This is a genomic window from Rhizobium freirei PRF 81 (assembly GCF_000359745.1).
In the GTDB taxonomy this organism is placed as follows: Bacteria; Pseudomonadota; Alphaproteobacteria; order Rhizobiales; family Rhizobiaceae; genus Rhizobium; species Rhizobium freirei.
The window spans coordinates 1-24,739 of sequence record NZ_AQHN01000020.1 but is presented as its reverse complement, the minus strand read 5'-3'; the positions used below and the strand labels follow the sequence as shown (position 1 = coordinate 24,739).

The following is a 24,739-nucleotide window of genomic DNA, read 5'->3' as shown; positions in this document are numbered from 1 at the left end:
CGATCGACGACACTCATTTCGGCAGGCCGTGTTCGTCATAGAGATCGCCGTGGTTCGAGGTTGCATCAGAGGGGACATTGGCACGCCCCTCGGCAGCCAGCCGCAGAAATTCGTTCATCGTCCCTTTCCCGGCGACAATCGGCGTCAGAGCCGCCACGGGCCACCCCTCGCGGCAGATCAGGATCTCATCATGACGCACGGCAAGTTCGAGCATTTCTTCTAGCCGCTCCGCGGCCTCGGCGATTTCAACGAAAATCTTCATTGCGGACGCCTTTCACCAAACCCGCTCGTGCAACACGGCATCGAATACCACATCCGTCGAGACAAAGGTGCAATGCTCGAGCCGGGCCTGGGCGGCGAGGATGCGGTCCCACGGATCGCGATGCTCCCAATCGAAGGCGGCCGCCAACTCGGCGTGCACATCGTTGATGGCCAGCGTCTGCAGGCCACTGGCGGTGACGGCGGCGCGCAGTTCCTGCGGCTTGAGATCGAGTTTCTTCAGCCGCATCTTGTTGTCGAGCTCGTAAAAGGACACGGCGCTGACGAGGATGGTGTTGGCCTTGTCCTCGATCAGCGATCGCGCAGCCGCCGAAAGCCGGTCGCTGCCGATTGTCCACCAGTAGACGGCATGGCTGTCGAGCAGGATCTTCATGCCGGCTTGTCGCCGGCCTCAGGCCCGCCCTGCCAGATGCCTGTATCGTCGTTGAAGTCGCCGGCATCGATGGCCGCCTGCTTGGAATCGACATCATCGAACAGATCATCAGGCAGATTGCGCTGGCGCAGCAGGCCAAACGGTCGTTTGCCGCCGTCTGCGGGGCCGATGCGGGCATAGACTTCATTGCCGCGCATGATAATAATTTCCTCGCCGTGATTGGCGCGCTCGAGGACCTCGGCGAAGTTCTTACGGGCCTCGCTGATCTTATAGCTGATCTGGGGCATGACCATCCTCTGCCGCTTCCGGAGAGCGCAGCCTATCACGGCTTTTTTGATCGTACAAGATCGTTGTACTCATCACTATCGATACATGAATATTATCGATGGTTAGGCGTGGCCTAGGGCATCATCAGGAGTGAGGAATAATAACTTCGAGATAGCATTCGTTTAGCAAATCGTTTACCATAAAATCAATGGCTTACGATCTTTTGAAAATCAGCATGAGTGACTTGATGCGGCCGGCTTTCGATGCCGGCATCGCTCTGACCCGTCTCGACGAGCGTATTGCCCGCTCGCCGGTCGGCGCCGGTTTTCTCGAGCGCCAGAACTTCGCCGACGCCTGCGCCTCGCTGTGGATCGACGGCGAACTCGTCCATCTCGAAGACCTCGTCCTCCACGACGCCACCCGCGACATCCGCACCCCGACCCATGAGCTGACCATCGCCCGCGACGTGTTGCGCACCCGTCGGCGCATCGCCGGCCAGTCGGCAGACTGGGCGTTGTCTGCCGAAGGTTTGCGGACGCTCCGCCAGACGTCGGAATTCACGTCGCCCGGCGCAGACGAGGCACGGACTGCCGGCGCCATTCGCCCCGCGGTCCCTATCGGGCGGGAAGGGGAGGGGCAGGGTGTCGATGACATAGAAAAACTCCCCGGGGTCGACCTCGCTGCCATTGATGCAACGCTGGCCCGATCGTCGGCCGCGATCGAGAACGCAACACGGCCTGGCGGGGCCGGAGGCCGCGCCGCGGCCAAGAAGGACCCAATGATCTATGATCTCGACTGGGACGAGGATGCCCGGCTCGACGAATGGCGCGGCGTGCTGCGCCAGTCCGAAAACCTGCCGGCGGTGTTTCGGGCGATCATCGCCCTCGATGCCTGGAATGAACTGTCCGTGCTGCAGCACGCGCCCTGGCTCGGCCGGCTGTTTGCCGCCGCGATCCTTCGGGACGCAGGCATCACCACCAGCGCCCATCTCGCCGCCATCAATATCGGCCTGAAAACCATCCCCGTCGATCGGCGGCGCAATCGCGACCGCGAAACCCGGCTACTCGCCATCGCCCAAGGTCTTTTGGCGACCGCCGAGATCGGCATGAAAGAACATGACCGGCTGGTTTTGGCGCGTACGCTCATGGAGCGGAAGCTCGAAGGGCGGCGGACATCGTCAAAACTGCCGAAACTCGTCGAGCTGGTGATGGCGAAGCCATTGGTGTCGGCCGGGATGGTGGCCAAGACGCTCGATGTGACGCCGCAAGCGGCGAGGCGGATCGTGACGGAGCTGGGTCTAAGGGAGATGACGGGGAGGGGGAGGTTTCGGGCGTGGGGGATCGTATAACACGGTGCGAACGCTTGCGTAATTCCGAGAGCTGCCAGCTTGCCGATTGTTGCCAATTCATGCCAAAAGAGTTCAACTGAACCACTATCGTTGCGACCACCATATGATCGAACAGTCCGATGAAATCCTGACAATCGAAGAGGTCGCCGTTTATTTGAAGGCAGGACGACGTACGGTCTACCGCCTTGCGGCAAATGGGCAGATTCCGGCCTTCAAACTGGGTGGCACCTGGCGCTTCCACCGCGCCGAACTGGATCGGTGGATAGCCGCTCGCATTGGCATGCAAGAAGGAAAACCAAAGCCAGACGAGGGGAAGGCATGACCCATGAGTTCGCATTTCCGTCTGACGTCGCCGACCTCCCTGCGCTTGAACGGCTCACTGAAGAAATCAATGCCCTCCAGAGCAAGCTGATCATGCTCGCCGGTAGCGGCAAAACGCGCCTTCTGCGCGCTTTGGCGCAACGGTTGAACGGTGAGGCTCTCAATGTCGGCGCGACGCTGGGACGCCGCTTGGCGGTCACGCCCGTCTCAGATCGCGGTTTCTCGACGAACGAACTGCTCCGCGAAATTACCGATGGCGTGGGCAATGACGCTCCGCTGTTGCTCGACAACCTCGAAGTGCTCTTTGAGCCGAGCCTGAAGGTCAATCCACTCAACGTCATCAAATTGCTGGCACACTCACGTCGGGTCATCGCGGTTTGGCCAGGTGAAGTACGCAACGACCGGCTGACTTACGCCGGTATGGGACATCCGGAGCACCGCGACTACAGCCGCGACGGCGTCGTCGTCTTTGAAACGGCGCAACGGCAATAAGGGGACTGTAAGGTCAAGAATATGAAGTACAAAGATCTAATTCAGTTCGAGCAGATCGAGTCGGTGGTTCAACTGTTAGACGCAGACCGTCCCAACGAAGCCAAGAAGCTCGTTTCGACCTTTGTCATCTCCGATGACATGGCCGAACGGATCGCCAAGCTGATGGTGCCGCAGCTCGGCCTCGACGAATCTGTCGATCATAAGGGCGTGCTCATCGTCGGCAACTACGGCACCGGTAAATCGCACCTGATGTCGGTCCTATCATTGGTGGCCGAAGACGCAGCCTACGCGTCGATGATCCGACATCCCAAAGTGATGGATGCGGTCGCGCCCATCGCGGGGCGCTTTAAGGTGCTGCGCATTGAAGTCGGTGGCCTTGAAATGCCGTTGCGCCAGATTATCACTCAGCAGATCGAACGCTTCCTCAAGAAGCTCGGCGTCGATTTCACCTTCCCGAGCGCCGACCAGGAACTGAACAACAAGGACTCCTTCGAGGAGATGATGGCCGCGTTCGGCGAGAAGTTCCCGAACCAGGGACTTCTGCTCGTGGTGGACGAGTTCCTCGAATACCTGCAATCGCGCCGTGATCACGAGCTGGTGCTCGACTTAGCCATCCTGCGTCAGATCGGTGAGGTCGCCAAGCATCTGAAATTCCGCTTCGTCGCGGGCGTGCAGGAAGCCATTTTCGATAGCGGCCGCTTCCAGCATGTTGCCGACAGCATCCGCCGCGTCAACGAACGATTCACGCAAATCCTGATCGACCGTCAGGACGTGAGCTTCGTGGTTTCCGCGCGCCTGCTCAAGAAGTCAGCCGACCAGCAAAACAAAATCCGCGAATACCTAAAGCCCTTCGCCAAATTCTATGGGTCTATGAACGAGCGCATGGACGAATATGTCCGGCTGTTCCCGGTCCACCCGGATTACCTCAAGACCTTCGAGCAAATTCAATTCACCGAAAAGCGCGGTGCGCTCAAGACCATCGAAGCAGCGATGCAAGCCATTCTCGATCAGGACGTGCCCACCGACAGGCCACAACTGATCGCCTATGAGAGCTTCTGGAACACGGTCAAGAGCAATCAGGTGTTGCGTGCCGATCCCAACATCAAAGAGGTGCTGCGCGTTTCCGAAGTGCTGGAATCTCGCATCCAGCAGGCATTTACGCGGCCAGCCTACAAGCCGATGGCGCTGCGCGTCATTAGTGGTCTGGCTGTGCACCGCCTGACCACTGGCGGCGACATTCACGTTCCGATCGGCCCAACCGCCGCGGAGCTACGCGACTCCCTGTGCCTGTTCCAGCCCGGCGTCGGAGACATGCCAGGCGAGCCCGCCGAGAACCTGCTATCGATGGTTCAGACCGTGATGCGTGAGGTGCTGAAGACCGTCAACGGCCAGTTCATTTCCAAGGCCGCCGACACAGAGCAATACTACCTCGATCTGAAAAAGGACATCGACTACGACGCCCAGATCGAAAAGCGTGCCGAAGCCCTGTCCGACGACGCCCTCGACCGGGCCTATTATAGCGCCGTCAAGGCACTGATGGAATGCAGCGACGATCTCCGTTATCCAGGTTTCCAAATCTGGCAATATCAGATCGAGTGGCAGGAGCGTCGCGTCGAGCGCTTAGGCTATCTGTTCTTCGGAGCGCCAAACGATCGCCCCACCGCGCAGCCCGAGCGCGACTTCTACATCTACTTCATCCAGCCTTTCGACAAACCGCGCTTCACCGACTCGCAGCAGCCGGACGAAGTGTTTTTCCGGTTGAAATCGCCGGATGAGGACTACAGGCGCCATCTGTCCCAATATGCTGCCTCGCTGGATCTAGCATCCACCGCCAGCGGCGGCGCGAAGGCCGTCTATCAGTCCAAGGCGCAAGATGCGCTGCGCGCCATGAGCAAGTGGCTGCAAGAAAAGCAGTTGACCGCGTTTGAGGTCACCTACCAGGGTAAAGCCAAGACGTTGCAAGACTGGGCTAAGGGCGTGTCGCTACGCGACCGCGCGCGATTGGGGCCGGAGGAAAGGATAAACTTTCGCGACATCGTGAACATCGTCTCGGGCCTGGTCTTATCCCAGCATTTCGCCGACATAGCGCCCGAGTATCCCAAATTTCCGGTGCTCGTCACCGAGGCAAACCGTAAGTCCCTCATCAGCGCCACACTGCGCGCGCTGGCGGGCGGTGCTCGCACGAAGGATGCCACCGCCGTGCTGGATGCGCTCCAAGTGCTTGATGGCGAACGCATCGACCCCGCCGGTTCTCGCTACGCTCAAGAAGTGTTGAATCGCCTCAAGGCCAAGGGTCATGGGCAAGTGCTCAACCGCAACGAACTCATCACCGGCGCAACCGACGTTGAGTACTTCTCCCCGGCCAAACACCGGCTCGAGCCCGATCTGCTGGTCGTTGTGTTGGGTGTCCTGGTCTATTCCGGCGACATCGTGCTCTCGATCACTGGCGACAAGATCGACTCGGGCAAGCTCGCTTTGCTGGCTGAACGCTCGCTCGACGAACTCAAGCAATTCAAGCACATCGAGGCTCCCAGGGAAATCAATCTCGCAGTGCTGCGCGCGTTGTTCGAGTTGCTCGACCTGCCGTCGGGTCTGGCGCAAAAGGCCAGCCAGGGCGACACCGAACCTGTCGTCGCTTTGCAGGAAAAGATCAGCGCATTAGTGCCGCGTGTGCTCAAGGCTGGCTCCGATCTCCAGCAGGGAAAACTTGGCTTCTGGGGTCAGAACCTGCTGCGCGAAGAAGAGACCAAGGATTGGTATGCCCGGCTCGACTCGCTCAAGAAGTTCACCGAGGCACTGTCGCCATACAACACCGTCGGCAAGCTCAAAAACCTGCGTGTCACGCAGGAAGACATCGACAGCCAGAAGAAGAATCTGGACGTTCTCATCGGTGTTGAGCGCTTATTGGATCTGGTTGGCGAATTGGGGAGCACCGCGTCCTACTTGTCGCAGGCGGAGATGATCTTGCAGCCTGGCCACGACTGGGTGAAGCAGGCCGAGACAGCGCGCAAAGCTCTGTTCGAGAAACTGGCTGAAGACCGCACGGCGGAACAGGCCGTCAGCGCACTCAGTGAAGGCCGCCAGACCCTCGCCCGGCTAAAGAGGGATTATATCGCCGCCTATATTGCCAGCCACAGCAAGGCGCGGCTTGGTGTCGCCGAAGAGAAGACTCGAAACGCTCTACGTCGAGACGATCGTTTGTTGTCGTTGCGCGTGCTGGCCGGCGTCTCCCTGATGCCCACAAGCCAACTTACTGCCTTTGAGGAGGCGCTCAACGGCCTGAAAAGCTGCTCCGCATTGGACGAGCCGACCCTGCTCCGAACGCCGGTATGCCCCCACTGCCAGTTCCGACCGTCCGCCGAGCAACTGGAACTACTGCCCGCCGCCAATCGCCTGAGCAAGCTAGACGACGATCTGGATCAGTTGCAGGCCAACTGGCAGCAGACTCTATTGGAGAATCTGGAAGATCCCTTCACACAGGATAGCCTCGGCCTATTGCCGGCCGCGTCGAAGGCGCTAATCGACGCCTTCCTCACCTCGCGCAAATTGCCGGAGCCTGTCACCGTCGAGTTTGCCAACGCCGTGCAGGAAGCCCTGTCCGGATTGGAGAAGATTACCGTCAAGGCCGACGAACTGCGCCAAGCGTTATTGCAAGGCGGCTCGCCTGCAACGCCAGATGAACTCCGCAAAAGATTTGACGCGCTCATCAGTGAGCGTGGCAAGGGCAAGGACGCCACCAAGCTCCGGTTCGTGATCGAGTGATGCCATGACCAGAGACGACCTGCTCGCCGCGCTCCAATCCATCGAATGGAACGACATCGAATTTAAAGAAGCGACTTGGGCTGTGCCCAAGGACGCACTTTCGACTGTTAGCGCCTTCGCCAACACGGATGGTGGGCATCTGGTGTTCGGCGTCAAGCAGACCAATGGCACATTTACCGTCACCGGCGTGACCGACGCCGATCAGATGCAGAACACCTTCCTCGGCCAGGTGCGCGATACCAACAAGGTCAGCGTTCTCCTACCTGTTGAGCCGAAAAAGCACGACTTGCCGGAGGGCATTGTGCTGGCGTTCTACATCCCCGAAGCCTCACGGCAGCAGAAGCCTGTCTATATCGATGGGAATCCCAAGAAAGCCTACATCCGCCGCGGGGGGCGTGATGATACCTGCACGGGCGACGAGCTACTGCGCTACATCCGCGACGCATCGAACATCCGTTACGATGCCGAGACGCTGGATGTGGATATTGGCCGTTGTTTCGATGAAGCCTCTGTGCGTTGGTATCGTGCGCGTTTTGCCGCCAGCAACCCCGGCAAAGACACGGCTGCTGATGATACGACATTCCTCCGGAACTGGGGTTTTCTGGTCGAGCAAGGCGGTGTACTACGTCCCACCCGCGCCGCCATTCTCGTACTGGGAAGCGGTGAATATGTTCGGCAGGTGCTGCCGCGTATGGTCACCGACGTGCAGCTCTATCGCAATGCCAGCCCCGACTATGACTCCACCGTGCGCTGGGCCGATCGTCTCTCCGTCGAGGACAATCTCATCAAGGCCTGGCAAGCCATCGTCGAGTTCTACTATCGTCACAGCGAGCGCCCCTTCGCCGTGGACGCGACGACCCTGCGGCGTGACGACGATCCACCCGACTACATCTCTTTCCGCGAAGCCGCCATCAATCTGCTGATCCATCAGGACTTCGGCGATACCACTCGCGTTCCGGTGATCCGCTTTTTCCGTGACCAGACAGAGTTCTTCAATCCCGGCGATGCCTTTGCCTCGCGTGAGCAGCTTCTCGATCCGGGCGACAAGGAGGTTCGCAACCCCAGCATCGTCAACGCCTTCCGCCGCATCGGTCTGTCCGATCAGGGTGGCACCGGCGTGCGTGCCATTTTTGATGGCTGGCGCAAGCTTGGGTACTTGCCGCCAGAGATCGAGAACAACAGGGCCGAAAAGACTTTTCGCTTGCGGCTGCGCAAAGAAAAGCTCATCACCGAGGCTCAGCTTCTGGCGCAGGCCAGCCTGGGCGCGCACTTGTCCGAGCATGAAGCGGCGGTGTTCGCATTCCTTTTGCGCGACGGCCAAGTCGATCTTGCCGACATCAAGGCGCTGACTGGGCTGACCGGCGCGCAGGCGATGGATCTGGCGCAGCACCTGACCGTGCAAGTTCTAACGGAAGCTTTGGGCGAAGCGGCCCACACATGGCGTTTGGTGCCCCACCTCCGCGCCCGCTTTGCTACTGAGGCGGCTGAAAATGCCGCCGAAAGTCAATCAGTCAGCACTGAAGCGGTGAAGACGGGCGCCACCGATCAAGTGACCGAACAAGTCGCATCAAATCAGGCCGGACTTGATCGGTCACTTGATCGGTTGACGGAGGTGCAATGGCGTATCGTCGGCTACGCCGAAGTTCCGCGCTCGCTGGCTGAACTGATGGCCCATGCCGGCTACCGCCAGCGTCCGCACTTTGTAGCCGCACATCTTGAGCCTCTGCTGACTGGCGGTGTACTGCGCCCGACCATCCCCGACAAGCCGCGCTCGTCGCAGCAACGCTATGTCCTCACCGATACAGGCATCCAACTCAAGCTGCTGCACGATCAGACCGTAGCCACTCCGGACGAAGAAAATGGATATTGAAACCTCTGGGGCTATCAGGCTGTTTTTCCCCAACCCGTCGTTGACCCTCGTCTATTTTGAAGCGCTGGCCAACGCGCTGGACGCGGGCGCGACCGACGTGTCGATCGATATCGACGTCCAAGCTTTCGACAAGCCAGACACTTTGACGATTACCGTTTCGGACAACGGTGATGGCTTCACAGACGAAAATTTTGATCGCTTCAAAACCCTGCTGAAGCCCAGGGACAAATTCCACAAGGGAATTGGTCGCTTGGTTTTTCTCAATTATTTCAATCGCGTTGAAGTTGTCAGTAAGTGGGACAGATGGCAGAGGACGTTTACCTTCAAAGAAGGCTTTGATGGCAACGCGCCGCGCCAAAATATTGAACAAGCCCAAGACGCCAAAACAGCGCTCACCTTCACTGGCTTTACCGGAACGCGCGTCAAGTCCTACGACGATCTGAAACCGGATGCCATCAAGCCGCTCTTGATTGAACAGTTTCTACCGACTCTGGATGCGCGCAAACGCGATGGCAAAGCATTCAAGATTTCGATCGCCTTGAAAACCAATGAAAGCAACGCGCAGAAAGAGTTCTTTCCGAACGAAGTAACAATAACGGCCGATGATTTGCCGGCAATGACCACGATCACCATCCAGGACGATACACTGGATGCCATCTCGACCATTGATATGCACTATCACATTGCACCCGTATCGGGGAAAGGCAGTTCGCTCGTCGCCTTCAGCATCGACGGCCGAACGATACCGGCAAACCTGATCCCTCCTTCGTCGTTTCCGCCGGGCTATCTCTGCGTCTTTCTTTTCGAGTCCGAACTTTTTCACTCGAATGCGGACAGTTCCCGGCAACGGCTTGTTCTGCCCGAAGGAACGCCCGAGGCTCATCTCTTTCGCGTTCTGCGTCGCGAACTGGGTAGGGTTTTGGCGGAAAATATCCCGCAGATCACCGAGCGGAATGAAGAAACCAAGGAAAAATTTGAAGAGCAATTCCCTCATTTGCTCGGTTTTTTTGAGGACGACACCGTTGGCATAATCGACCGGGATGATGCCCTGTCGATTGCGCAACAGCGATTTTTCAAAGAGCAGAAAGCAATACTTCAATCCGAAAAATTGAGCGACGCCTCATACGAAAAATCGTTGGAAATGTCCTCGCGAACGCTGACAGAATATATTCTGTATAGGGACAAAATCATAAGACGAATGAAAGAGATGACGGGCGGCAATGCTGAAACCGAAATACACAATCTGATTGTTCCGAGATTCAAGGAGTATTCGCAAAGCTCCATGCCGTCTGAGATTTATCAGAACAATGCCTGGTTGCTCGACGACAAGTTCATGGTTTTCAGGACCATCCTGAGCGAGAAGAGCATGGATGCCGTCATCAATGCCATTCGCCTGGATGATGAAAGCGTGGGCGATACCGGCAGGCCAGATATTACGATGATCTTTTCGGCAGACCCAAACGATACCACACCTGTCGATGTCGTTGTGGTTGAGATTAAAAAGAAGTCGGATGACGAAAAAGACAATTCATACGCAGTAAATCAACTTCTTGATCGCGCGGGAAAGCTTGTCGCGCATTGCCAAAACATTCAGCGTGTCTGGTATTATGCGATTATGAGCGTCAACGATACAATGGCATTTCGCTTAAGACAACTGAAGTGGACGCCATTTTTCTCAAAAGGAAGGGTTTACTATCAGGAGTTTGAGACGCCGCATCCTGATGGTCGCGTTGTCCCGACGCCGACCTTCGTGGTCTCGTTTGATGCAGTCGTAGCTGATGCTGAAAGCAGAAATCATACCTTCTTGGAAATCTTGCGGGAAGGCATGAAAAAATATGCCGATGAACACGACGGCAGCAAATCGCCTGGTGCCGAATAAAGAAAAGACAGACTAATATGAACGATCTATTGGACAACCATCGCAGTGGGAAAAGCGGCCCCGTCGAATGCCTTGGCCAGACTTTCGCCAGCGATGACGCGCGGCGGGAGCATTTCCTGAGGCTGCTGGCCGAGAAGCTGGAAGACCCGGCGTTCCGCAAGCAGGATGGCTTTCCGAAAGGATCGGACGCGGCCATTCTCGCAATGTCCGATCCGCCCTATTACACCGCCTGCCCGAACCCCTGGCTGGCGGAGTTCGTAACTCATTACGGCAAACCCTACGACCCCGCAGTGAAATACAGCCGTGAGCCGCTGGCAATCGACGTGAGTGTGGGCAAGACCGACGCCCTCTACAAGGCACACAGCTACCACACCAAGGTGCCGCATCTGGCCATTGTGCCGTCGATTCTGCATTACACCCAACCGGGCGATGTGATACTGGACGGCTTCTCCGGCTCGGGGATGACTGGGGTGGCCGCACAATGGTGCGGCACAGCGCCGTCCAGCTACCGGCACGAGCTGGAGCTGTCCTGGAAAAAGGAAGGACGCACAGCACCCAAATGGGGTGCGCGTCGCGCGGTACTCAACGACCTGTCGCCGGCAGCCACCTTCATTGGCGCAAACTACAACATCCCCTTCAATGTCGATGCCTTCGCCAAGGCGAGCAAACAACTGCTCGAGGCCGTGAAGCAGGACATCGGCTGGATGTACGAAACGCTGCACAGCGACGGCAAGACCAAGGGCCGCATTGAGTACACGGTGTGGAGTGAGGTGTTCAGTTGCCCTGAGTGCGCGGGCACCGTGAACTTCCTCGACGAGGCGGCGGAAGAAAAAGGCAAGCGCGTGCGTGACGTGTTCCCATGCCCGCATTGCGGCGCGGAACTGAACAAGGACAGGCTGGAGCGAGTGTTGGAGACGCGCGTCGATCTGGCTACTGGCCAGTCTTGGCAGCGGGTGAAGTTTCAGCCGTCGATCATCTCCTATTCGGTCGGCAAAACGCGCTACGAGAAGGAACCCGACGCGGCCGACCTAGCCACGCTGGCAAAGATCGAGACCCTGCCTCTACCCGCCTCCGTGCCGACGAGCCGCTTCCCTATCGAGGAAATGTATCACGGCTCACGAATTGCCCCTAAAGGCTTCACTCATGTCCATCACTTTTACCTGCCGCGTGCCGCGCAAATCATCGGCGCGCTATGGTCGAAGGCCGAAAATTACACTGACGTCGGCATTAGATCATCACTCAAGTTTTTGCTGGAGAGCCACCTTGTTAATCTTTCGATTCTTAATCGATACCGCCCAGAGGTCTCTTTCCCGTACAACCCTCTCAATGGCGTCTACTATATACCATCGCTCGTATCCGAGGCATCACCATTCACTGCCTATGAAAACAAGATCGCAAGAATAGTTTCGGCGCTCAGGACATCCGGACAGAAAACTGAGCATTCATTGATCTCCACGGAATCGGCAACAAATTTGCCTCTTCCTGATAACTCGGTTGACTACATATTTACCGACCCGCCATTCGGCGAAAATATATACTATGCCGATCTGAACTTTTTTATTGAATCCTGGCATGGCGTTGTCACCGACGCCAAGCCGGAAGCCATCATCGACAAGTTCAAGCACAAGGCGCTGCCCGAATATCAACACCTGATGCAACGCTGCTTCGCGGAATATCAGCGTGTGCTCAAACCGGGGCACTGGATAACGGTGGTATTTTCCAACAGCAAGGCGGCGGTATGGAACGCCATTCAAGTCGCCTTGCAGCAGGCGGGCTTCGTCGTGGCTGAGGTGACGGCGCTGGACAAGGTGCAGGGCAGCTACCGGCAAGTGACGTCCACAACCGCTGTGAAGCAGGATCTGGTCATTTCCGCCTACAAGCCCAATGGCGGGTTGGAAGACCGCTTCAAGAAGAGCGGCGCGACGGTGGAGTCAGCCTGGGACTTCGTGCAGACCCACCTGCGTAATCTTTCCGTCATCAAGGTGAAGGACGGTGAGCTGGAATTCATCGTAGAGCGCGATCCGCGCCGGATCTACGACCGGCTGGTGGCCTGGTTCGTGCGCCATGACGCGCCCGTGCCGTTGTCCAGCGACGAGTTCCTCTCCGGCCTGCGCAGCCGTTTCCCCGAACGCGACGGCATGGTCTTCCTGCCCGAGCAAGTGACAGAATACGACAAGAAGCGCGCGCAGACCGCGCAGGCGCCACAGATGGAACTATTCGTTTCCGACGAGCGCAGCGCCATCGACTGGGTGGCGGACTTCCTGAAGGCGCGACCGTCCACCTATCAGGACATCCATCCGGAGTTCATCAGGCAACTGGGCGCGGGCTGGAAAAAGCACGAGACGCGGCCGGAACTGTCGGCGCTGCTGGAAGCTAACTTCCTGCGCTACGATGGCACAGGCGAGGTACCGAGCCAGATTCACCGCTATCTCTCGACCAACTACCACGATTTGCGTGGTCTGGAAAAAACTGATCCGCGTCTCAACGCCCGCGCGCAAGACCGTTGGTATGTGCCAGATCCGAACAAGGCACAGGATCTGGAGAAGAAGCGCGAAAAGGCGCTGCTCAAGGAGTTCGAAACCTACAAGACGTTTACCGGCCGCAAGATCAAAGAATCGCGGCTGGAAGTGCTGCGAGCCGGCTTTAACGCGGCGTGGGCGGCCAAGGACTACGCGACCATCCTCGCTATCGCCAACAAGCTGCCGGAAGAAACCCTGCAAGAGGATGAGCGTCTGCTCACCCTCTACGATATGGCACTGACGCGCAGCGAAGATGGGGCGTAACATTGACGGACGGCGGCTTCGACATCGGCGATTGGTGCTGGCACACGCGGCAGGCTACGCCCTGCCGCGTGGTCGAGCGGCTGGCGCTGTGGGGTGAAGCGGCCTACCGCGTTTGGCTGCCGACGAAGGATGCGGTGTTGCATGCTCGAGCGGCGGAACTGTCAGAGCTTTCCAGCGCACGACCTACAGTGGAACAGATTCTCCACGCGACGGCAGCGGCCAAGTTGCAGGACGCTCTTGAAGACAATCTGCTGCTCGCTCCCATCCAGTCCAGCGTCATCCCGTTGCCTCACCAACTTTACGCGCTGAATCGCGCCGTTGGGCAGGACCGCATCCGCTACCTGCTCGCCGACGAAGTAGGCCTGGGCAAGACCATCGAAGCGGGCTTGGTGCTGCGCGAACTGAAACTGCGAGGCCGCGCCAAGCGTATTTTAGTTGTCGCCCCCAAGGGGCTGGTGCGGCAATGGCAGGCGGAAATGCGCCAGCACTTCGGCGAGCCTCTTCACTTTGTAGACCCCTCCTCAATAGCAGCCCTGAGGCAATGGCGCGGGGACTCTGCGGAAGACAATGCCTGGCAGATGCACGACCAGGTGATCTGCGCGCTGGATTCTGTGAAGCCGCTGGAATCGCGGCGCGGCTGGAGCTTGGATCAGATCCAGACCTACAATCGCGAACGCTTCGAGGATTTGGTGTCGGCGGCTTGGGATCTGGTCATCATCGATGAAGCGCATCGCATGGGTGGCAGCACCGAGCAAGTGGCCCGGTACAAGCTGGGTGCGGCGCTGGCGGAAGCCTCGCCCTATCTGCTGCTGCTTTCGGCCACGCCGCATCAGGGCAAGACAGACCAGTTCATGCGCCTGATGCAGTTGCTGGACAGGGACGCCTTCCCGGATGAGAGCAGCGTCAGCCGCGAGCGTGTACAGCCCTTCGTGATCCGCACCGAGAAGCGCGCGGCGATCGATGCTGAGGGGCAATCGCTGTTCCGCCCACGGCTTACACGCTTGCATGCCGTCGCATGGCAACCGCGGCATATTGCGCAGCAACAGTTGTACGAAGCCGTCACCGACTATGTGCGCCACGGTTACAATCAGGCTCTGGCAGCCAAGCAGCGTCACGTCGGTTTCCTGATGATCTTGATGCAGCGGCTAGTGACATCCAGCACCGCCGCGATCCGCGCAACGCTGGAAAAGCGCCAAGCGGTTCTGGACACGCCGCAGCTGCAATCCCGCCTGTTCGACACGCTCAACCCGGACGAATGGGCCGATCTGGACGGCGAAGCACAGGTGGACTTGGCACTGCAAGCGAATGGTCTGGAGCTCGAAAAGTCGGAGGTCGAAACCCTGTTGGCTCTGGCGCGCTCCACCGAGGCCGCTGGAACGGACGCCAAGGCTGAGAGCCTCTTGGAGCTGATCTACAAACTGAAACAGGAAGAAAGCGACCCCGCACTGAAGGTACTGGTGTTCACCGAGTTCGTACCCACGCAGGCGATGCTGACGGACTACTTGGAAAGCCGCGGCTTCACGGTGGCCACGCTCAACGGCGGCATGGACATGGAAGCCCGTACGCGGACCTTGAAGACCTTCGCACAGGACGCGCGCGTGCTGATTTCCACCGACGCAGGCGGCGAAGGCTTGAACCTTCAATTCTGTCACGTCATCGTCAATTTCGACATGCCATGGAACCCGATGCGCATTGAGCAACGCATCGGCCGCGTAGATCGTATCGGTCAGAAGCACGTCGTGCGCGCCCTGAATTTCGTGCTGGAAGACACAGTGGAGCACCGCGTCCGGCAGGTGTTGGAAGAAAAGCTCGCCGTCATCGCTGAGGAGTTCGGCGTAGACAAGGCGGCCGACGTCATGGACTCGGCGGAAGTGGAACCGGTTTTCGACGAGCTGTTCGTGCGAAGCCTTCAACACCCGGAAACCATCGATGGCAATTGCGATAGCGTGGTTTCGCAGTTGCGGACCACGTTAGCGGAATCGAACCGGAACAGCGATCTGCTAGCCGTACCGCACGATCTCGACGCGGATCAGGCGCGTAAGTGGCGTGACCATCCGGCTCAATTCTGGCTGGAACGCGCCGTCGTCAATGGGTTGGCGGCGCGCGGCGGCGCGGCGACGCAAAACGGCAATGTCTGGCGCGTGCGCTGGGGCGACGGAGCCGAGACGCCGCGGGCGTGCTTCGACGCGCGCGCGGCAGGCGAAAACCCGGCGGCCGAATGGCTGACGATGGAAGATCCCCGCGCGCGTGCGATCATCGGCGACGTGCCGCGCTTCGTTGCGGGCCAGCCTCTGCCGGTCATCCGGGTGACTGGCCTACCCGACTCGGTCAATGGTATCTGGTCGCTGTGGGAGATCGGGCTGGCGGCGCCGGGTGCGAACCGCAAGCGCTTCCTGCCAGTTTTCATAAATGACGAAGGCCGCCCCTTTGTGCCTACCGCCAAGCGGGTTTGGGATTTACTGCTGACGGAAACCGTATCCGTGCAGTCGGTGGCGGACGCGGAGGCTTCGGTGGGCTGGTTCGAGGCATCGTTCGCGGTGGCCGGCGCGCAGGGTGAAGCCCTGTTCGCGGCGCTGGCGGACGAACATCGCGCCCGTATCAAGGAGGAGCGAGATCGCGCCACCTACGCCTTCGACGCTCGCAATCAGACCATTGGACGCATCGGCCTGCCGGCCGTGCGCGAGTTCCGCCGCCGCCGTCTGCAATCCGAGCACGAGGCACGTCTGGCCGCGCTGGACGATATGAAATCCAGCGTGCCGGAGCTGAATGCCGTGGCGATGATGCGGATCGATGCCAACGCCGGCAAGAACAGCGAGCGTGCATCATGAGCCAATGGCATCAGCGCATTCTTGGCTCTTTCACGGCCGATCTTTCCCGGCTGTGGGTGGCCTGCGATCCAGACGGCGTGCTGCTGGGCGAGAAGCTGCTGGCCGAACTGCGCGCCCGTGGCTTCGAGGTGATGGGATACGACGATCCGTTCGGGTTCCGCGCGGAATATGAGGAACGGTATCGCGCGGCGTGGGATGCCGACGAGCCGGCGCCATCGCCGGCACTGATCGTGCACCTGCGCCACGATAACGCGAACGATCTGCCGTGGGACATCGTGCATAACGCCCGCCCGGCGGTGCGGCTGAATCTTGCCGAACTGTTCCCCAAGCTGGCCTATGGCGCCGTGCGAGAGGTCGAGCCGGAACGGCTGGAAATCTTGTTCGACGCCCATCAGACCGAGTTGCAGTCGGCGCGCGGTGAAAGCGAGTCGAAGGATTTCATTCTTGAACACGTCTATCAGTTAACTCCGCGATCAATCCGCGCGTCTGTGGACTTTTGGCGCGAAGTGCTGCGGCTGCACTTCGCAGGCCGCGCCTTGCCGGAGACGTTCGCTGAGCATGTGGCGGCCATCCTGCGCGGCAGAGGCTTGCTTGTCGGTCATCCGGTTGCGGAGTGGCTGTCATCCAGGAGCGCGCTGCTGCGCGTGGTACAGGACGCCTGGTATCTCTATTTGGAAAGGCTGAAGCTGGAAGGCAGGCGTATGTCTGAGCCCGATCCGCCGCCCTTCGGCGCAGGCGAGATCGGCACGGCCATTGAGATTCCCTTTGATCACACCGACGTGCGCGCCATCATCGACTCGATGTTCCTCGACGGCAGCTTGCATCCGCTGGCGGTATCCGACGTTCCAACCGCCATACCGGGCTGGATCAAAGCCGGCATCGTCGAGGATGTTTGGTCTCAATTCGCGCTGGCGGAAAAGGGCATCGAGGCGCTTGCCGCAGCGGTGCCGGAAGCGGACGCCCCGCATAAGCTCTGGGGCGACTTCGCAAAACGTCATGGCGAGATGCTTAGCCGGGTTCATGATTTGCCGAAAAAGGATGCTGGCGAACGGATGGTCGTGATCCGGGAACGCATTAAGGCGATCCAGGCGCTGACCGACGAACGGTTGCAGGCGTGGATTGCCGCCGGCCACTACGCCGACCTGATCCTGCAACCGGCAATCAAAGGCCCGGTGATGGTGCATCACGTCCCGCGCTTCCTGCGGCAGCGCCGTAGCGCGGGCGAAGCCAAGGTGGCACTGCTGGTGTTCGACGGGTTGGCCTTCGATCAATGGGTACGGATCAGGGAGCATCTGATCGCCACCCAGCAGCCTTTCGCGTTCGACGAGAACACCGCCTTTGCGTGGCTTCCCACGGTAACGTCGGTGTCCCGTCAGGCGCTGTTCTCCGGTTTAAGACCGCGTGAGTTCGACGATTCGATAGACCACACCAACACGGAAGAAGCCTTGTGGAAGCTGTTCTGGCAAAACGAAGGCGGTATCACGTCCCGTGAGGTGATGTATAAGCGGGCGCTGCATCAGGTCGAGCAACTGGACACCTTGGAAGCCGACATTGCGGACCGCAAGCCCAAGGTCTTGGGGCTGGTGATCGATGAGGTGGATGAACGGCTTCACAAAGAGCGGTCCAAGGAAGATGTAGCACTGTGGATCGGGCGCTGGCTCGGCTCCGGCTTTGTTGAACGCCTGTTTGCCTTCCTGCTAAGCGAGGGTTTCAACATCTACGTGACAGCGGATCACGGCAATATCGATGCTGTCGGCATAGGCAGGCCCAATCAGGGAGTAATCGCGGAAACACGTGGCGAGCGCGTGCGGGTGTATCGTAGCGACCCGTTGCGCGCCGAGTCCGCGGTGGCCTATCCGGGCACGGACGCCCTGAACATCGCCGGTTTGCCAGCGAACTTCAAGCCTCTCTTCGCTGGTGGGCGCAGAGCCTTCGTTCCGAACGGTGATCAGGTGGTCGTCCACGGCGGCGTCTCGGTGGAGGAACTGGTCGTCCCCTTCGTGACAGTTTCACATGCCAACGGAACTGGATGAATATCGAATGATGGCGTTGGCTCCCAGAATAGGTTTTGATCGGTATATCGCTCTCGAATGGGCAACAACCGCGCTGAAAGTTCGTGCCGGTAAAGCGAAGCTGGAAGATCTGGAGTCATTGCTGGATGACGCCGGTTTGGGACCAGCCGCGCGAACGAAAACACGCACGGTGTTGAAACGTCTGTGGCTAGACCCGCGCGGAGAGTTGGTTGATTTTGCGGATCGTGGTGCAGCAATTTTCGAGGCGCACCAGCATGTGCCGGTCACAGCAATGCATTGGGGCATGGCCGTTGCCGCCTATCCCTTTTTCGGCAAGGTTGCCGAACTGATCGGGCGCTTGTCCGCCCTTCAAGGCGATTGCACGTCAGCCGAAATTCACCGGCGTATGAGCGAAACCTACGGTGAGCGCGAAGGCACTTACAGAATGACCAATATGGTCATCCAGAGCCAGGCTGACTGGGGGGCCGTGGAGCGAGTTGAAAAGGGCAAACGTGTCCTTCGTCTGGCTCCCGCCGCTTTGGGGAACGACGAACTTACGGTGTGGCTGATCGAGGCGGCCGTGCGAAATGCCGGCAGGCCGTTGGCAATTCCAACTCTGCAATCGCTGCCCATGCTTTTCCCGTTCAACTTGACGCAACCATTATCTTATCTCGTGTCAAACACCGAGCGCCTGGTTGTGAGGACCGAAGGGCCAAGCAATCAGGTCGTTGCCTTGCGCCTCGCGATCTGATGACGAATGGATGATTGTCGGACCTTCAGATCCTTTAATCCGAGGATTGAAATCCGGCGTTTGAAAGAATGCGGATCTCGGGAAAGCCAACGCACCACTGCTTCAACTGCGGCCTTAGAAACAGCTTGCCACTTGGTGCACCAAGCTGTTTCTAGTAATATCAGCGCTTTAGCATGCTGGATAGCGAGACACAACAGTTCGGCTCATGTCACATCAACTGATCTGATTTCGTAGGGTGTGGTTTGCAGTTCAGAGAAACATCGAATCGAAGTGCGGGTACCGGCGTATTTGCGCCTATTGACGTCGTTCAGCGATTTCGACCTGCCGCCTAAAAGCGGACGGTACTAGATCGTTCGAATTCTGTCGGGCGCGCCGGACGAGATGAACTGGGAACTGGTATCTGATCGTTTCGGCTTTATGAGTTTCGATCACCGCTATCGACCGGTTTCTCGCATGACGCATCAGTTACGAACAATACGATCTTCTGTCCGGCATTTTGCTTGGAGGCATAAGATCCTCCGGAAAGAGTGAACCCTACCTTCTTTAAGAGATGATGCATCGCTCCATTGTTCTCCCGAGCTGTCGCGAATATCGGGGCTCCATCTGACGCTTTCATCGCCGCTTCTATCAGCGGCATCGCTTTTTTGCTGTTCCGATGTTCTGGTGCGATGTAAACCCAGCCTATCTCGAAGGGAAAATCCGCTGGCGCCTTGTCGGTTCGGGCTTTGAGAAAAACTTTGTTTTGATAACCTGCTTCAGGGCGCTTCAGTCCAGCCGTTCCGACCAGCTCTTCACCACTGAAAAGCATCACAAGGCTAACCGCCTTCTGAACGCGCGCAGGCAAGCCGTTAGCGACCTCGCCGCCCGCCATGACCAATTTGGCAAATTGCTCAAGCTCCTGGGTGGAGCACTCTGACGGCTTTTTGGAGACGATACTGTACATTGTAGCTCCATTTATAGTTTTACTGACAGCGCGTCGAACAATTTCGTCTTCTAACTATTTTGGCTGTGCGAGCCGAAGATAACATCTGTCATCTGATCTACCACATCCGGGCCATCGAGACGGCGCGGAGGAATTCGGTCAGTGAATATTACATCCGGCCGTATGCCGTTATAGGTGATATGCTTGAGGCCAGCCTCAATCACCTGATCCATAAACACCCTGTCGTCCCCTTCCGTGCGCGGGCTGAAGTGCTTGGCCGCAAGGCCCGCCAACAAATCACAAAACTGAATAGAGGGACTATCCTTCGAATCCATCGCCGTAGTTGAAATCACACGCAGAGGATATTCGACGAAACTACCGTCACCGCTGCGATGGAGTTGAGGCGGAACGTTCACACTAGTGATCTTTCCCCACATTTCGCGGCTTCTGAGGAAGTTTGATGAATCATCATGGATGACGGCAAAGTCTTCAGGATAGTGCTGACGCCAGTGCGATACGATCGCCAGCATTGTTGTTGTCTGAAACTCATCCGATCCATGGAAATTTTCCAGGCTGTGGTAACGCTCAAACAACGCTGCACCGAGTGCCATCTGTTCGAGAAAGATCTTAACACGGTCCTCCGTGGTCGCTGCCATCATGCTGAGGCGTACTTGCAGTGTCGCAAGACCATCGGGTGTCGGGTTACGGTTAAAAGTCTGATAGTGGCGCAGCAGCGCATCTAGCAGCTCCGGCGGCGCGAACTGCGTCAATCCGAAGTGAATGTAATTCGCATACTTCCAGCAAAACCCATCCGCGTAAAAATCGTAGCCCCCATCCGTAACGTATGGTTCTATGAGAAAGTCTACGATCTTGGTCAGTACAGTGAACCGCTTGTCGGCCATGTAGATAAAGGCCAAATCCTGCAAGCTCTCCAGATGGGCGGCGAACCTCAGCAACCCCGCACGACTGTTCGAACCCCAGATGTTGGAGAACTTAAACTCCGCACCTCTATAGCGAGGAAAGGAGTCAAGAAGGATCTCACGGGCCTGGCCCTCAACAATGTCAGCACTTGCAATCGCAAAAATGGGCTGCGATGGGTCGAGAAGATTGTATTTGGTGAATCCCGATTCATCGAAATATAAGGTTCTTACAGCCATAGCGTCACACAAATACTATTGATGTCTAATTCACAGCCTACTTCCGGGCTATCACATCTGCGAAAATCGTCTCGTATTTTGTACCGGAGCTGCGCGCGCGCTCTTCAATGAAAAGATTTCGGGGAAGCAAAAGCTCGTATTCGCAAGATTGTCCTGCTTGCCCCCATAATGCCGGCAATGGAAGTTTCAAAGTCAGGACAAATACACGCGGTTGACCATTCTTGTTCTCTATTCCTGCCCTTCTAAAGGCACTGTTGCGCGCGATTATCGGGTGAAGGGATGTGGATATGTATGTCGGGTACGGCTGAAAATTGGTCAAATCGTCGTTGGCTCGGCCATGAAACAGAACTTGTCCGGCAGGAACGAGGATACGGGATTTTTCAATTTCTTCGTCAAGTCCGCTGACCATGCTGGCTTGAGATGCATCCGCACTGCCGGAAGAAACCGCACAGGCTGCAGAATGGTATCGGTCAAATTCCTTGCGGCGATAACGTGGAAAATGCTTGAGATCTCTTAATCGCGTTCGCAGCCGAGCCCACTCTTGCGCGACGGGATCTGCATCAAGACGTTCGTCAATCGGCGAGTGTAAGCGCATGTATTCATCATTGTCGTCATTTCCGAGATGTTTGACGAGATCGCCGGCACTCGGAAACTCCAGGATCGTGTCAGGCTTATCGGTGCCGAGCAGACGCTCCACCTGAGACGAATTGCTTAATCGAAAATGCCAATTCTCCTGGCTGACGGTAGTCATTCAGTTCCCCTCATGCACTAGTGGCTGGCGTTGCTTGCTGAACTGAGCGACGTGCAGCGCCCTCAATCTTCGCTAAAGGATGCCGGAAATAGTGTTCGTTCAGAGCTTTCCGGATGGCGGCGTTCGCCGCTCTGTCAGTGTAGGTTTTCATCTCTGCTCCGTCTCTCCACGCAGTACTGGGATCACTTCGCACGGGCTGCTCATGCAACCAGGCCAGCGCGTCATCTGCGATTGGCCCGTTCGTCCAGAGTTCAAAACTCAACGGCTTGTTGTTGAAGCGGCTATCCGTACGGATGATGCTATGGAGCAGCGGCACCCGATCGCCATGCCACTTTTGAACTTCTTCAAGGTTGACCCTGCTGCCGGGGATCTTGGACTTGCACTCGATGATGAGGACACCTTTGTCGTCGGGGCGGTCAAGGAGCACATCGATCTCGGCCGAGCGTCCCGAACTGAAATCGGTCCATTTTTCGCCTGCGCGCAGATAGCCCCCCTCCACATCCTTTACCAAGGAACCAACAACGATCTCAAACAAGGCACCACGCAGGTTGTTCGCCGCGCCCTCGATCCTGGTCAGGTTTGACAGGACACGCTCGACATGTTCGGGATTAACCGACGCAGTCTTTCCCGTATCCGAAAGCAGGCTAATTAGATCCCGCAGCGCTTTGGCTACATCTCCACCAAAAAGATGTGCGGTCGTGGTCGCTAAGATACCTTTGCTCTTCGCCATGCTAAACCCGGCCGCGGTAAAGCCATCTGCTATGAGGAAGGGCATGATGGGGGCAACATTTGCCGGTGCTGAGGCCAGATCGTGCTTTCGCACAAATGTCGTCACGGCATCCTCGTCAAGGATACCCCTGAGGTTGACATCACAGACGACAAACCCCGGCTTGAGGCCTGATGCTGATGCTTTAACCAGGGGGCGCGCATAACACGGGGCCGACATATCCCAAGTGATAGAGGAAACCACAGGCGGTGTTTCGTCGTCGCGGATGCGTACCCTGTCGAAGCTGCCGAAGCCCGTCCGGCGGCACCATTCCTTCATGCCGTGGAGCACAACGTTTTCAGCGACCAGTCGGGCACGGACTATCGCAATTTCATCCCGCCTGTAAGTGTAGGGTTTGAATTGAACAAATGGCTGGCCCGTGTCGGGGTCGGTAATTTCTTCCAGCATATGGATCGAGGAAAGCCGCTCGAATATGCGCTCCGGCGAAAGCTGCCTTAACCGTGCGGCAGGACTTCCGCAGACGCCGGCAAAGTGTTTCCGCGGAATGCAGCCGCCGCGCGCCCTTAGACCGGCCATGGCGCTCCAGTAGGCTTTACCATGATTCTGGAAAACACGCTCAACGGCGCGCCAATACGCTTGATCGCCGAACTGGTCGGCAAGGTAAAGGAAGCGGGCGTTGTGCGGGAACCTAAGGCCGGCCAGCCGCACAACGTCCGGCCCGGCGCGCGCGATCCGCTGCCGGGCGGAAGTAGGCGAAATGCCGTCTTTCGCCATCTCAGCGATCAATTCGGTCGAGAGCGATGGGCCGACACGCCGCAGGAGCGCAGATATGGACTCCATAGCTAAGAAAGCCTCAATGTCACACTGCGCTATTTATAACATCTTCTCTTTAACGGCTCGATAGTTTCGTTATCGTCGAAGCGCTAAAATTTCACATGAAATTACAATATCTTACCTTGAGCAAATCAGGGGCGGAAAACAGCCGTTGTCATACCTTGTCTGTCACAAGCGATGCATTCTGCCGTCGCGCTATTGTTGCCGGACACGCGACTTTCTGCACGGCAGCCAGGCAGGTCGGCGTAGTGATCGATCCGCTTCTCTATGAAATCCATTCATATCCTCCCGCCTGCACCCGCGCGAGGCGCCATCCCTTGGCCTTTAGCAACGTCAACTCAGCAGCGGTGATCGCGTCTTCACGCAGAGCCAGGCAGAGAAGATGTGTCGGGCGTGTCATGGCGACGTAATGTTGTTTCAGGCGTTTACGATTCTCCGCTCCCTCACTGCCCTGGCCCGTCTTGGCTCCTGTCAGCCATGATTTGAGGCTCGCAAGATGATGCTTCTTATAGAAACTCTCCAGCACCAGCGTCGCAGTGTGAGTTTCTCCTTTAACCGAGTGAATGGAGCCGACTCGTATGCTGACTTCCGGTGCGGCGGCCGGATAGCGGTAGATATTGTTCCGTTCGATTGCCGGAGCCCCGGCAGCAACCTCCGGCCAATTGTTCCAGGCAAGGAAAGCGTCAGTAGCAGTACCAGTAGGAACCTTCCCGGTCAGGCATTTAACAATTTCTGTAAACGCCGGCCTGCAAGTGCCATCCCAGAATCCCTGCGTAAGTGTCTGGCGATCGACCGCTATGCCCGTGATTATTTGAAAATAAAGCGCATGCGCTTTTTGATTGTCCGCCAATAGCGCGGCCATTTGCCTATGTTTTCGCTTGCCGGCGACGGATGTCAGCGGATCTGTCATCTGCGCAAGCCGGAAAATGCCTTCGGCGATTTTCTCCGTAACGAAATGGGTTTCGCCGCGCTCCGCTGCCAGCTTGGCACCTGCGAAAAAATACTGCTGCAAGGTTTCCGGTTTCGGCTCCGTAGCGGTCAGGGCCGGATCATAGACAGGCCAATATTTTCCAACGTGCCGGGGCACGTTGTCGTCCTTCTCTCCAGGTTTATGCACCGCGGCCACGGCAGTGAAGACTCCGTCTTTCAACTCCGTGGCGGTGAATATCTCACATAAATAACGAGCGTAGGATTCGATGACGTGATCCACTGTAGTGTCATCAAACAAAAACACGGTGTGTTTGCCGCTTGTGTCAGAAGCAATCTTGGGGTTCCTCGGGCCCAGGCCGATAAGGCCATGAGGTGCAAGACCAAGCGGATTCGCAAAGGTAGCAATTTCCTGCCCAAACCGATGGCTATTGGGAATGGGCTTGCATATGGCGG

General features: G+C 57.7%; 17 protein-coding genes and 1 pseudogene. 10 read left to right on the top strand and 8 right to left on the bottom strand.

The genetic code is table 11. The features are described 5' to 3' along the window. Nucleotides 1–13 precede the first annotated feature (13 nt). The 3 genes from RHSP_RS07215 to RHSP_RS07205 are packed head-to-tail and all read right to left on the bottom strand — an operon-like array spanning nt 14 to nt 939. Nucleotides 14–262, bottom strand: a complete 249-nt coding sequence (locus RHSP_RS07215; RefSeq protein ID WP_004111624.1) for a hypothetical protein — start codon at nt 260–262, stop codon at nt 14–16. Nucleotides 263–274: 12 nt separating this feature from the next. Continuing rightward, nucleotides 275–652: a type II toxin-antitoxin system VapC family toxin gene (locus RHSP_RS07210; RefSeq protein ID WP_004111621.1), complete on the bottom strand. Its 378-nt coding sequence runs from the start codon at nt 650–652 to the stop codon at nt 275–277. Beyond that, nucleotides 649–939, bottom strand: a complete 291-nt coding sequence (locus RHSP_RS07205; RefSeq protein ID WP_037150270.1) for a type II toxin-antitoxin system Phd/YefM family antitoxin — start codon at nt 937–939, stop codon at nt 649–651. The genes RHSP_RS07210 and RHSP_RS07205 overlap by 4 nt, the downstream gene beginning before the upstream one ends. A 188-nt stretch (nt 940–1,127) precedes the next feature. On the opposite strand from RHSP_RS07205, the gene RHSP_RS07200 reads away from it, so the two are divergent. The 10 genes from RHSP_RS07200 (at nt 1,128) to RHSP_RS07155 (ending at nt 18,965) form a co-directional block, all read left to right on the top strand. Beyond that, nucleotides 1,128–2,267 carry an RHE_PE00001 family protein gene (locus RHSP_RS07200; protein ID WP_004111606.1) on the top strand — a complete coding sequence of 380 codons (1,140 nt, stop codon included), beginning with the start codon at nt 1,128–1,130 and terminating at the stop codon, nt 2,265–2,267. A 103-nt stretch (nt 2,268–2,370) separates the two neighbouring features. Further along, entirely contained in the window at nt 2,371–2,589 is a 219-nt protein-coding gene (locus RHSP_RS07195; RefSeq protein WP_004111604.1) for a helix-turn-helix domain-containing protein, read from the top strand. Next, on the top strand, nt 2,586–3,080 hold the full coding sequence (gene brxF / locus RHSP_RS07190; RefSeq protein ID WP_004111596.1) for a BREX-3 system P-loop-containing protein BrxF: 495 nt from the start codon (nt 2,586–2,588) through the stop codon (nt 3,078–3,080). The genes RHSP_RS07195 and brxF overlap by 4 nt, the downstream gene beginning before the upstream one ends. Nucleotides 3,081–3,101: 21 nt before the next feature. Next, a complete protein-coding gene (locus tag RHSP_RS07185; RefSeq protein WP_004111595.1) occupies nt 3,102–6,842 on the top strand; it encodes a DUF6079 family protein in 3,741 nt (1,246 codons plus the stop codon). A 4-nt stretch (nt 6,843–6,846) separates the two neighbouring features. Further along, entirely contained in the window at nt 6,847–8,712 is a 1,866-nt protein-coding gene (locus tag RHSP_RS07180) for an RNA-binding domain-containing protein (protein ID WP_004111592.1), read from the top strand. Continuing rightward, entirely contained in the window at nt 8,702–10,591 is a 1,890-nt protein-coding gene (locus RHSP_RS07175; protein ID WP_004111591.1) for an ATP-binding protein, read from the top strand. The genes RHSP_RS07180 and RHSP_RS07175 overlap by 11 nt, the downstream gene beginning before the upstream one ends. 17 nt (nt 10,592–10,608) lie before the next feature. Continuing rightward, nucleotides 10,609–13,374 carry a DNA methyltransferase gene (locus RHSP_RS07170; RefSeq protein ID WP_037150242.1) on the top strand — a complete coding sequence of 922 codons (2,766 nt, stop codon included), beginning with the start codon at nt 10,609–10,611 and terminating at the stop codon, nt 13,372–13,374. Nucleotides 13,375–13,376: 2 nt separating this feature from the next. Further along, the gene (locus RHSP_RS07165; protein WP_004111586.1) at nt 13,377–16,202 is read left to right on the top strand and encodes a helicase-related protein; all 2,826 of its coding nucleotides are present in this window, start codon (nt 13,377–13,379) and stop codon (nt 16,200–16,202) included. Continuing rightward, nucleotides 16,199–18,235 (top strand): BREX-3 system phosphatase PglZ, encoded by a 2,037-nt coding sequence (gene pglZ / locus RHSP_RS07160; protein WP_004111584.1) that lies wholly within the window; start codon nt 16,199–16,201, stop codon nt 18,233–18,235. Before RHSP_RS07165 ends, pglZ begins: the two co-directional genes overlap by 4 nt. After that, nucleotides 18,216–18,965 carry a hypothetical protein gene (locus tag RHSP_RS07155; protein ID WP_240535376.1) on the top strand — a complete coding sequence of 250 codons (750 nt, stop codon included), beginning with the start codon at nt 18,216–18,218 and terminating at the stop codon, nt 18,963–18,965. The genes pglZ and RHSP_RS07155 overlap by 20 nt, the downstream gene beginning before the upstream one ends. Nucleotides 18,966–19,380: 415 nt before the next feature. Here RHSP_RS07155 and RHSP_RS07150 read toward each other — a convergent pair whose 3' ends face one another. From RHSP_RS07150 to RHSP_RS07130, 5 genes and pseudogenes are all read right to left on the bottom strand, one after another. Next, nucleotides 19,381–19,908 carry a GNAT family N-acetyltransferase gene (locus RHSP_RS07150; protein WP_004111582.1) on the bottom strand — a complete coding sequence of 176 codons (528 nt, stop codon included), beginning with the start codon at nt 19,906–19,908 and terminating at the stop codon, nt 19,381–19,383. Between the two features lie 50 nt (nt 19,909–19,958). Continuing rightward, nucleotides 19,959–21,044: a DUF3800 domain-containing protein gene (locus RHSP_RS07145; protein ID WP_004111581.1), complete on the bottom strand. Its 1,086-nt coding sequence runs from the start codon at nt 21,042–21,044 to the stop codon at nt 19,959–19,961. 37 nt (nt 21,045–21,081) lie between these two features. After that, on the bottom strand, nt 21,082–21,795 hold the full coding sequence (locus RHSP_RS07140; RefSeq protein WP_004111580.1) for a hypothetical protein: 714 nt from the start codon (nt 21,793–21,795) through the stop codon (nt 21,082–21,084). Between the two features lie 10 nt (nt 21,796–21,805). Continuing rightward, nucleotides 21,806–23,296 (bottom strand): hypothetical protein, encoded by a 1,491-nt coding sequence (locus RHSP_RS07135; RefSeq protein WP_200863243.1) that lies wholly within the window; start codon nt 23,294–23,296, stop codon nt 21,806–21,808. Nucleotides 23,297–23,621: 325 nt separating this feature from the next. Beyond that, nucleotides 23,622–24,739, bottom strand: a pseudogene (locus tag RHSP_RS07130) (hypothetical protein); the annotation flags it as partial.

Bases quoted from the DNA above. Each gene is read 5' to 3' on its own strand.
- RHSP_RS07215 (WP_004111624.1), bottom strand. From the start codon at position 262: ATGAAGATTTTCGTTGAAATCGCCGAGGCCGCGGAGCGGCTAGAAGAA.
- RHSP_RS07210 (WP_004111621.1), bottom strand. From the start codon at position 652: ATGAAGATCCTGCTCGACAGCCATGCCGTCTACTGGTGGACAATCGGC.
- RHSP_RS07205 (WP_037150270.1), bottom strand. From the start codon at position 939: ATGCCCCAGATCAGCTATAAGATCAGCGAGGCCCGTAAGAACTTCGCC.
- RHSP_RS07200 (WP_004111606.1), top strand. From the start codon at position 1,128: ATGGCTTACGATCTTTTGAAAATCAGCATGAGTGACTTGATGCGGCCG.
- RHSP_RS07195 (WP_004111604.1), top strand. From the start codon at position 2,371: ATGATCGAACAGTCCGATGAAATCCTGACAATCGAAGAGGTCGCCGTT.
- brxF (WP_004111596.1), top strand. From the start codon at position 2,586: ATGACCCATGAGTTCGCATTTCCGTCTGACGTCGCCGACCTCCCTGCG.
- RHSP_RS07185 (WP_004111595.1), top strand. From the start codon at position 3,102: ATGAAGTACAAAGATCTAATTCAGTTCGAGCAGATCGAGTCGGTGGTT.
- RHSP_RS07180 (WP_004111592.1), top strand. From the start codon at position 6,847: ATGACCAGAGACGACCTGCTCGCCGCGCTCCAATCCATCGAATGGAAC.
- RHSP_RS07175 (WP_004111591.1), top strand. From the start codon at position 8,702: ATGGATATTGAAACCTCTGGGGCTATCAGGCTGTTTTTCCCCAACCCG.
- RHSP_RS07170 (WP_037150242.1), top strand. From the start codon at position 10,609: ATGAACGATCTATTGGACAACCATCGCAGTGGGAAAAGCGGCCCCGTC.
- pglZ (WP_004111584.1), top strand. From the start codon at position 16,199: ATGAGCCAATGGCATCAGCGCATTCTTGGCTCTTTCACGGCCGATCTT.
- RHSP_RS07155 (WP_240535376.1), top strand. From the start codon at position 18,216: ATGCCAACGGAACTGGATGAATATCGAATGATGGCGTTGGCTCCCAGA.
- RHSP_RS07150 (WP_004111582.1), bottom strand. From the start codon at position 19,908: ATGTACAGTATCGTCTCCAAAAAGCCGTCAGAGTGCTCCACCCAGGAG.
- RHSP_RS07145 (WP_004111581.1), bottom strand. From the start codon at position 21,044: ATGGCTGTAAGAACCTTATATTTCGATGAATCGGGATTCACCAAATAC.
- RHSP_RS07140 (WP_004111580.1), bottom strand. From the start codon at position 21,795: ATGACTACCGTCAGCCAGGAGAATTGGCATTTTCGATTAAGCAATTCG.
- RHSP_RS07135 (WP_200863243.1), bottom strand. From the start codon at position 23,296: ATGGCGAAAGACGGCATTTCGCCTACTTCCGCCCGGCAGCGGATCGCG.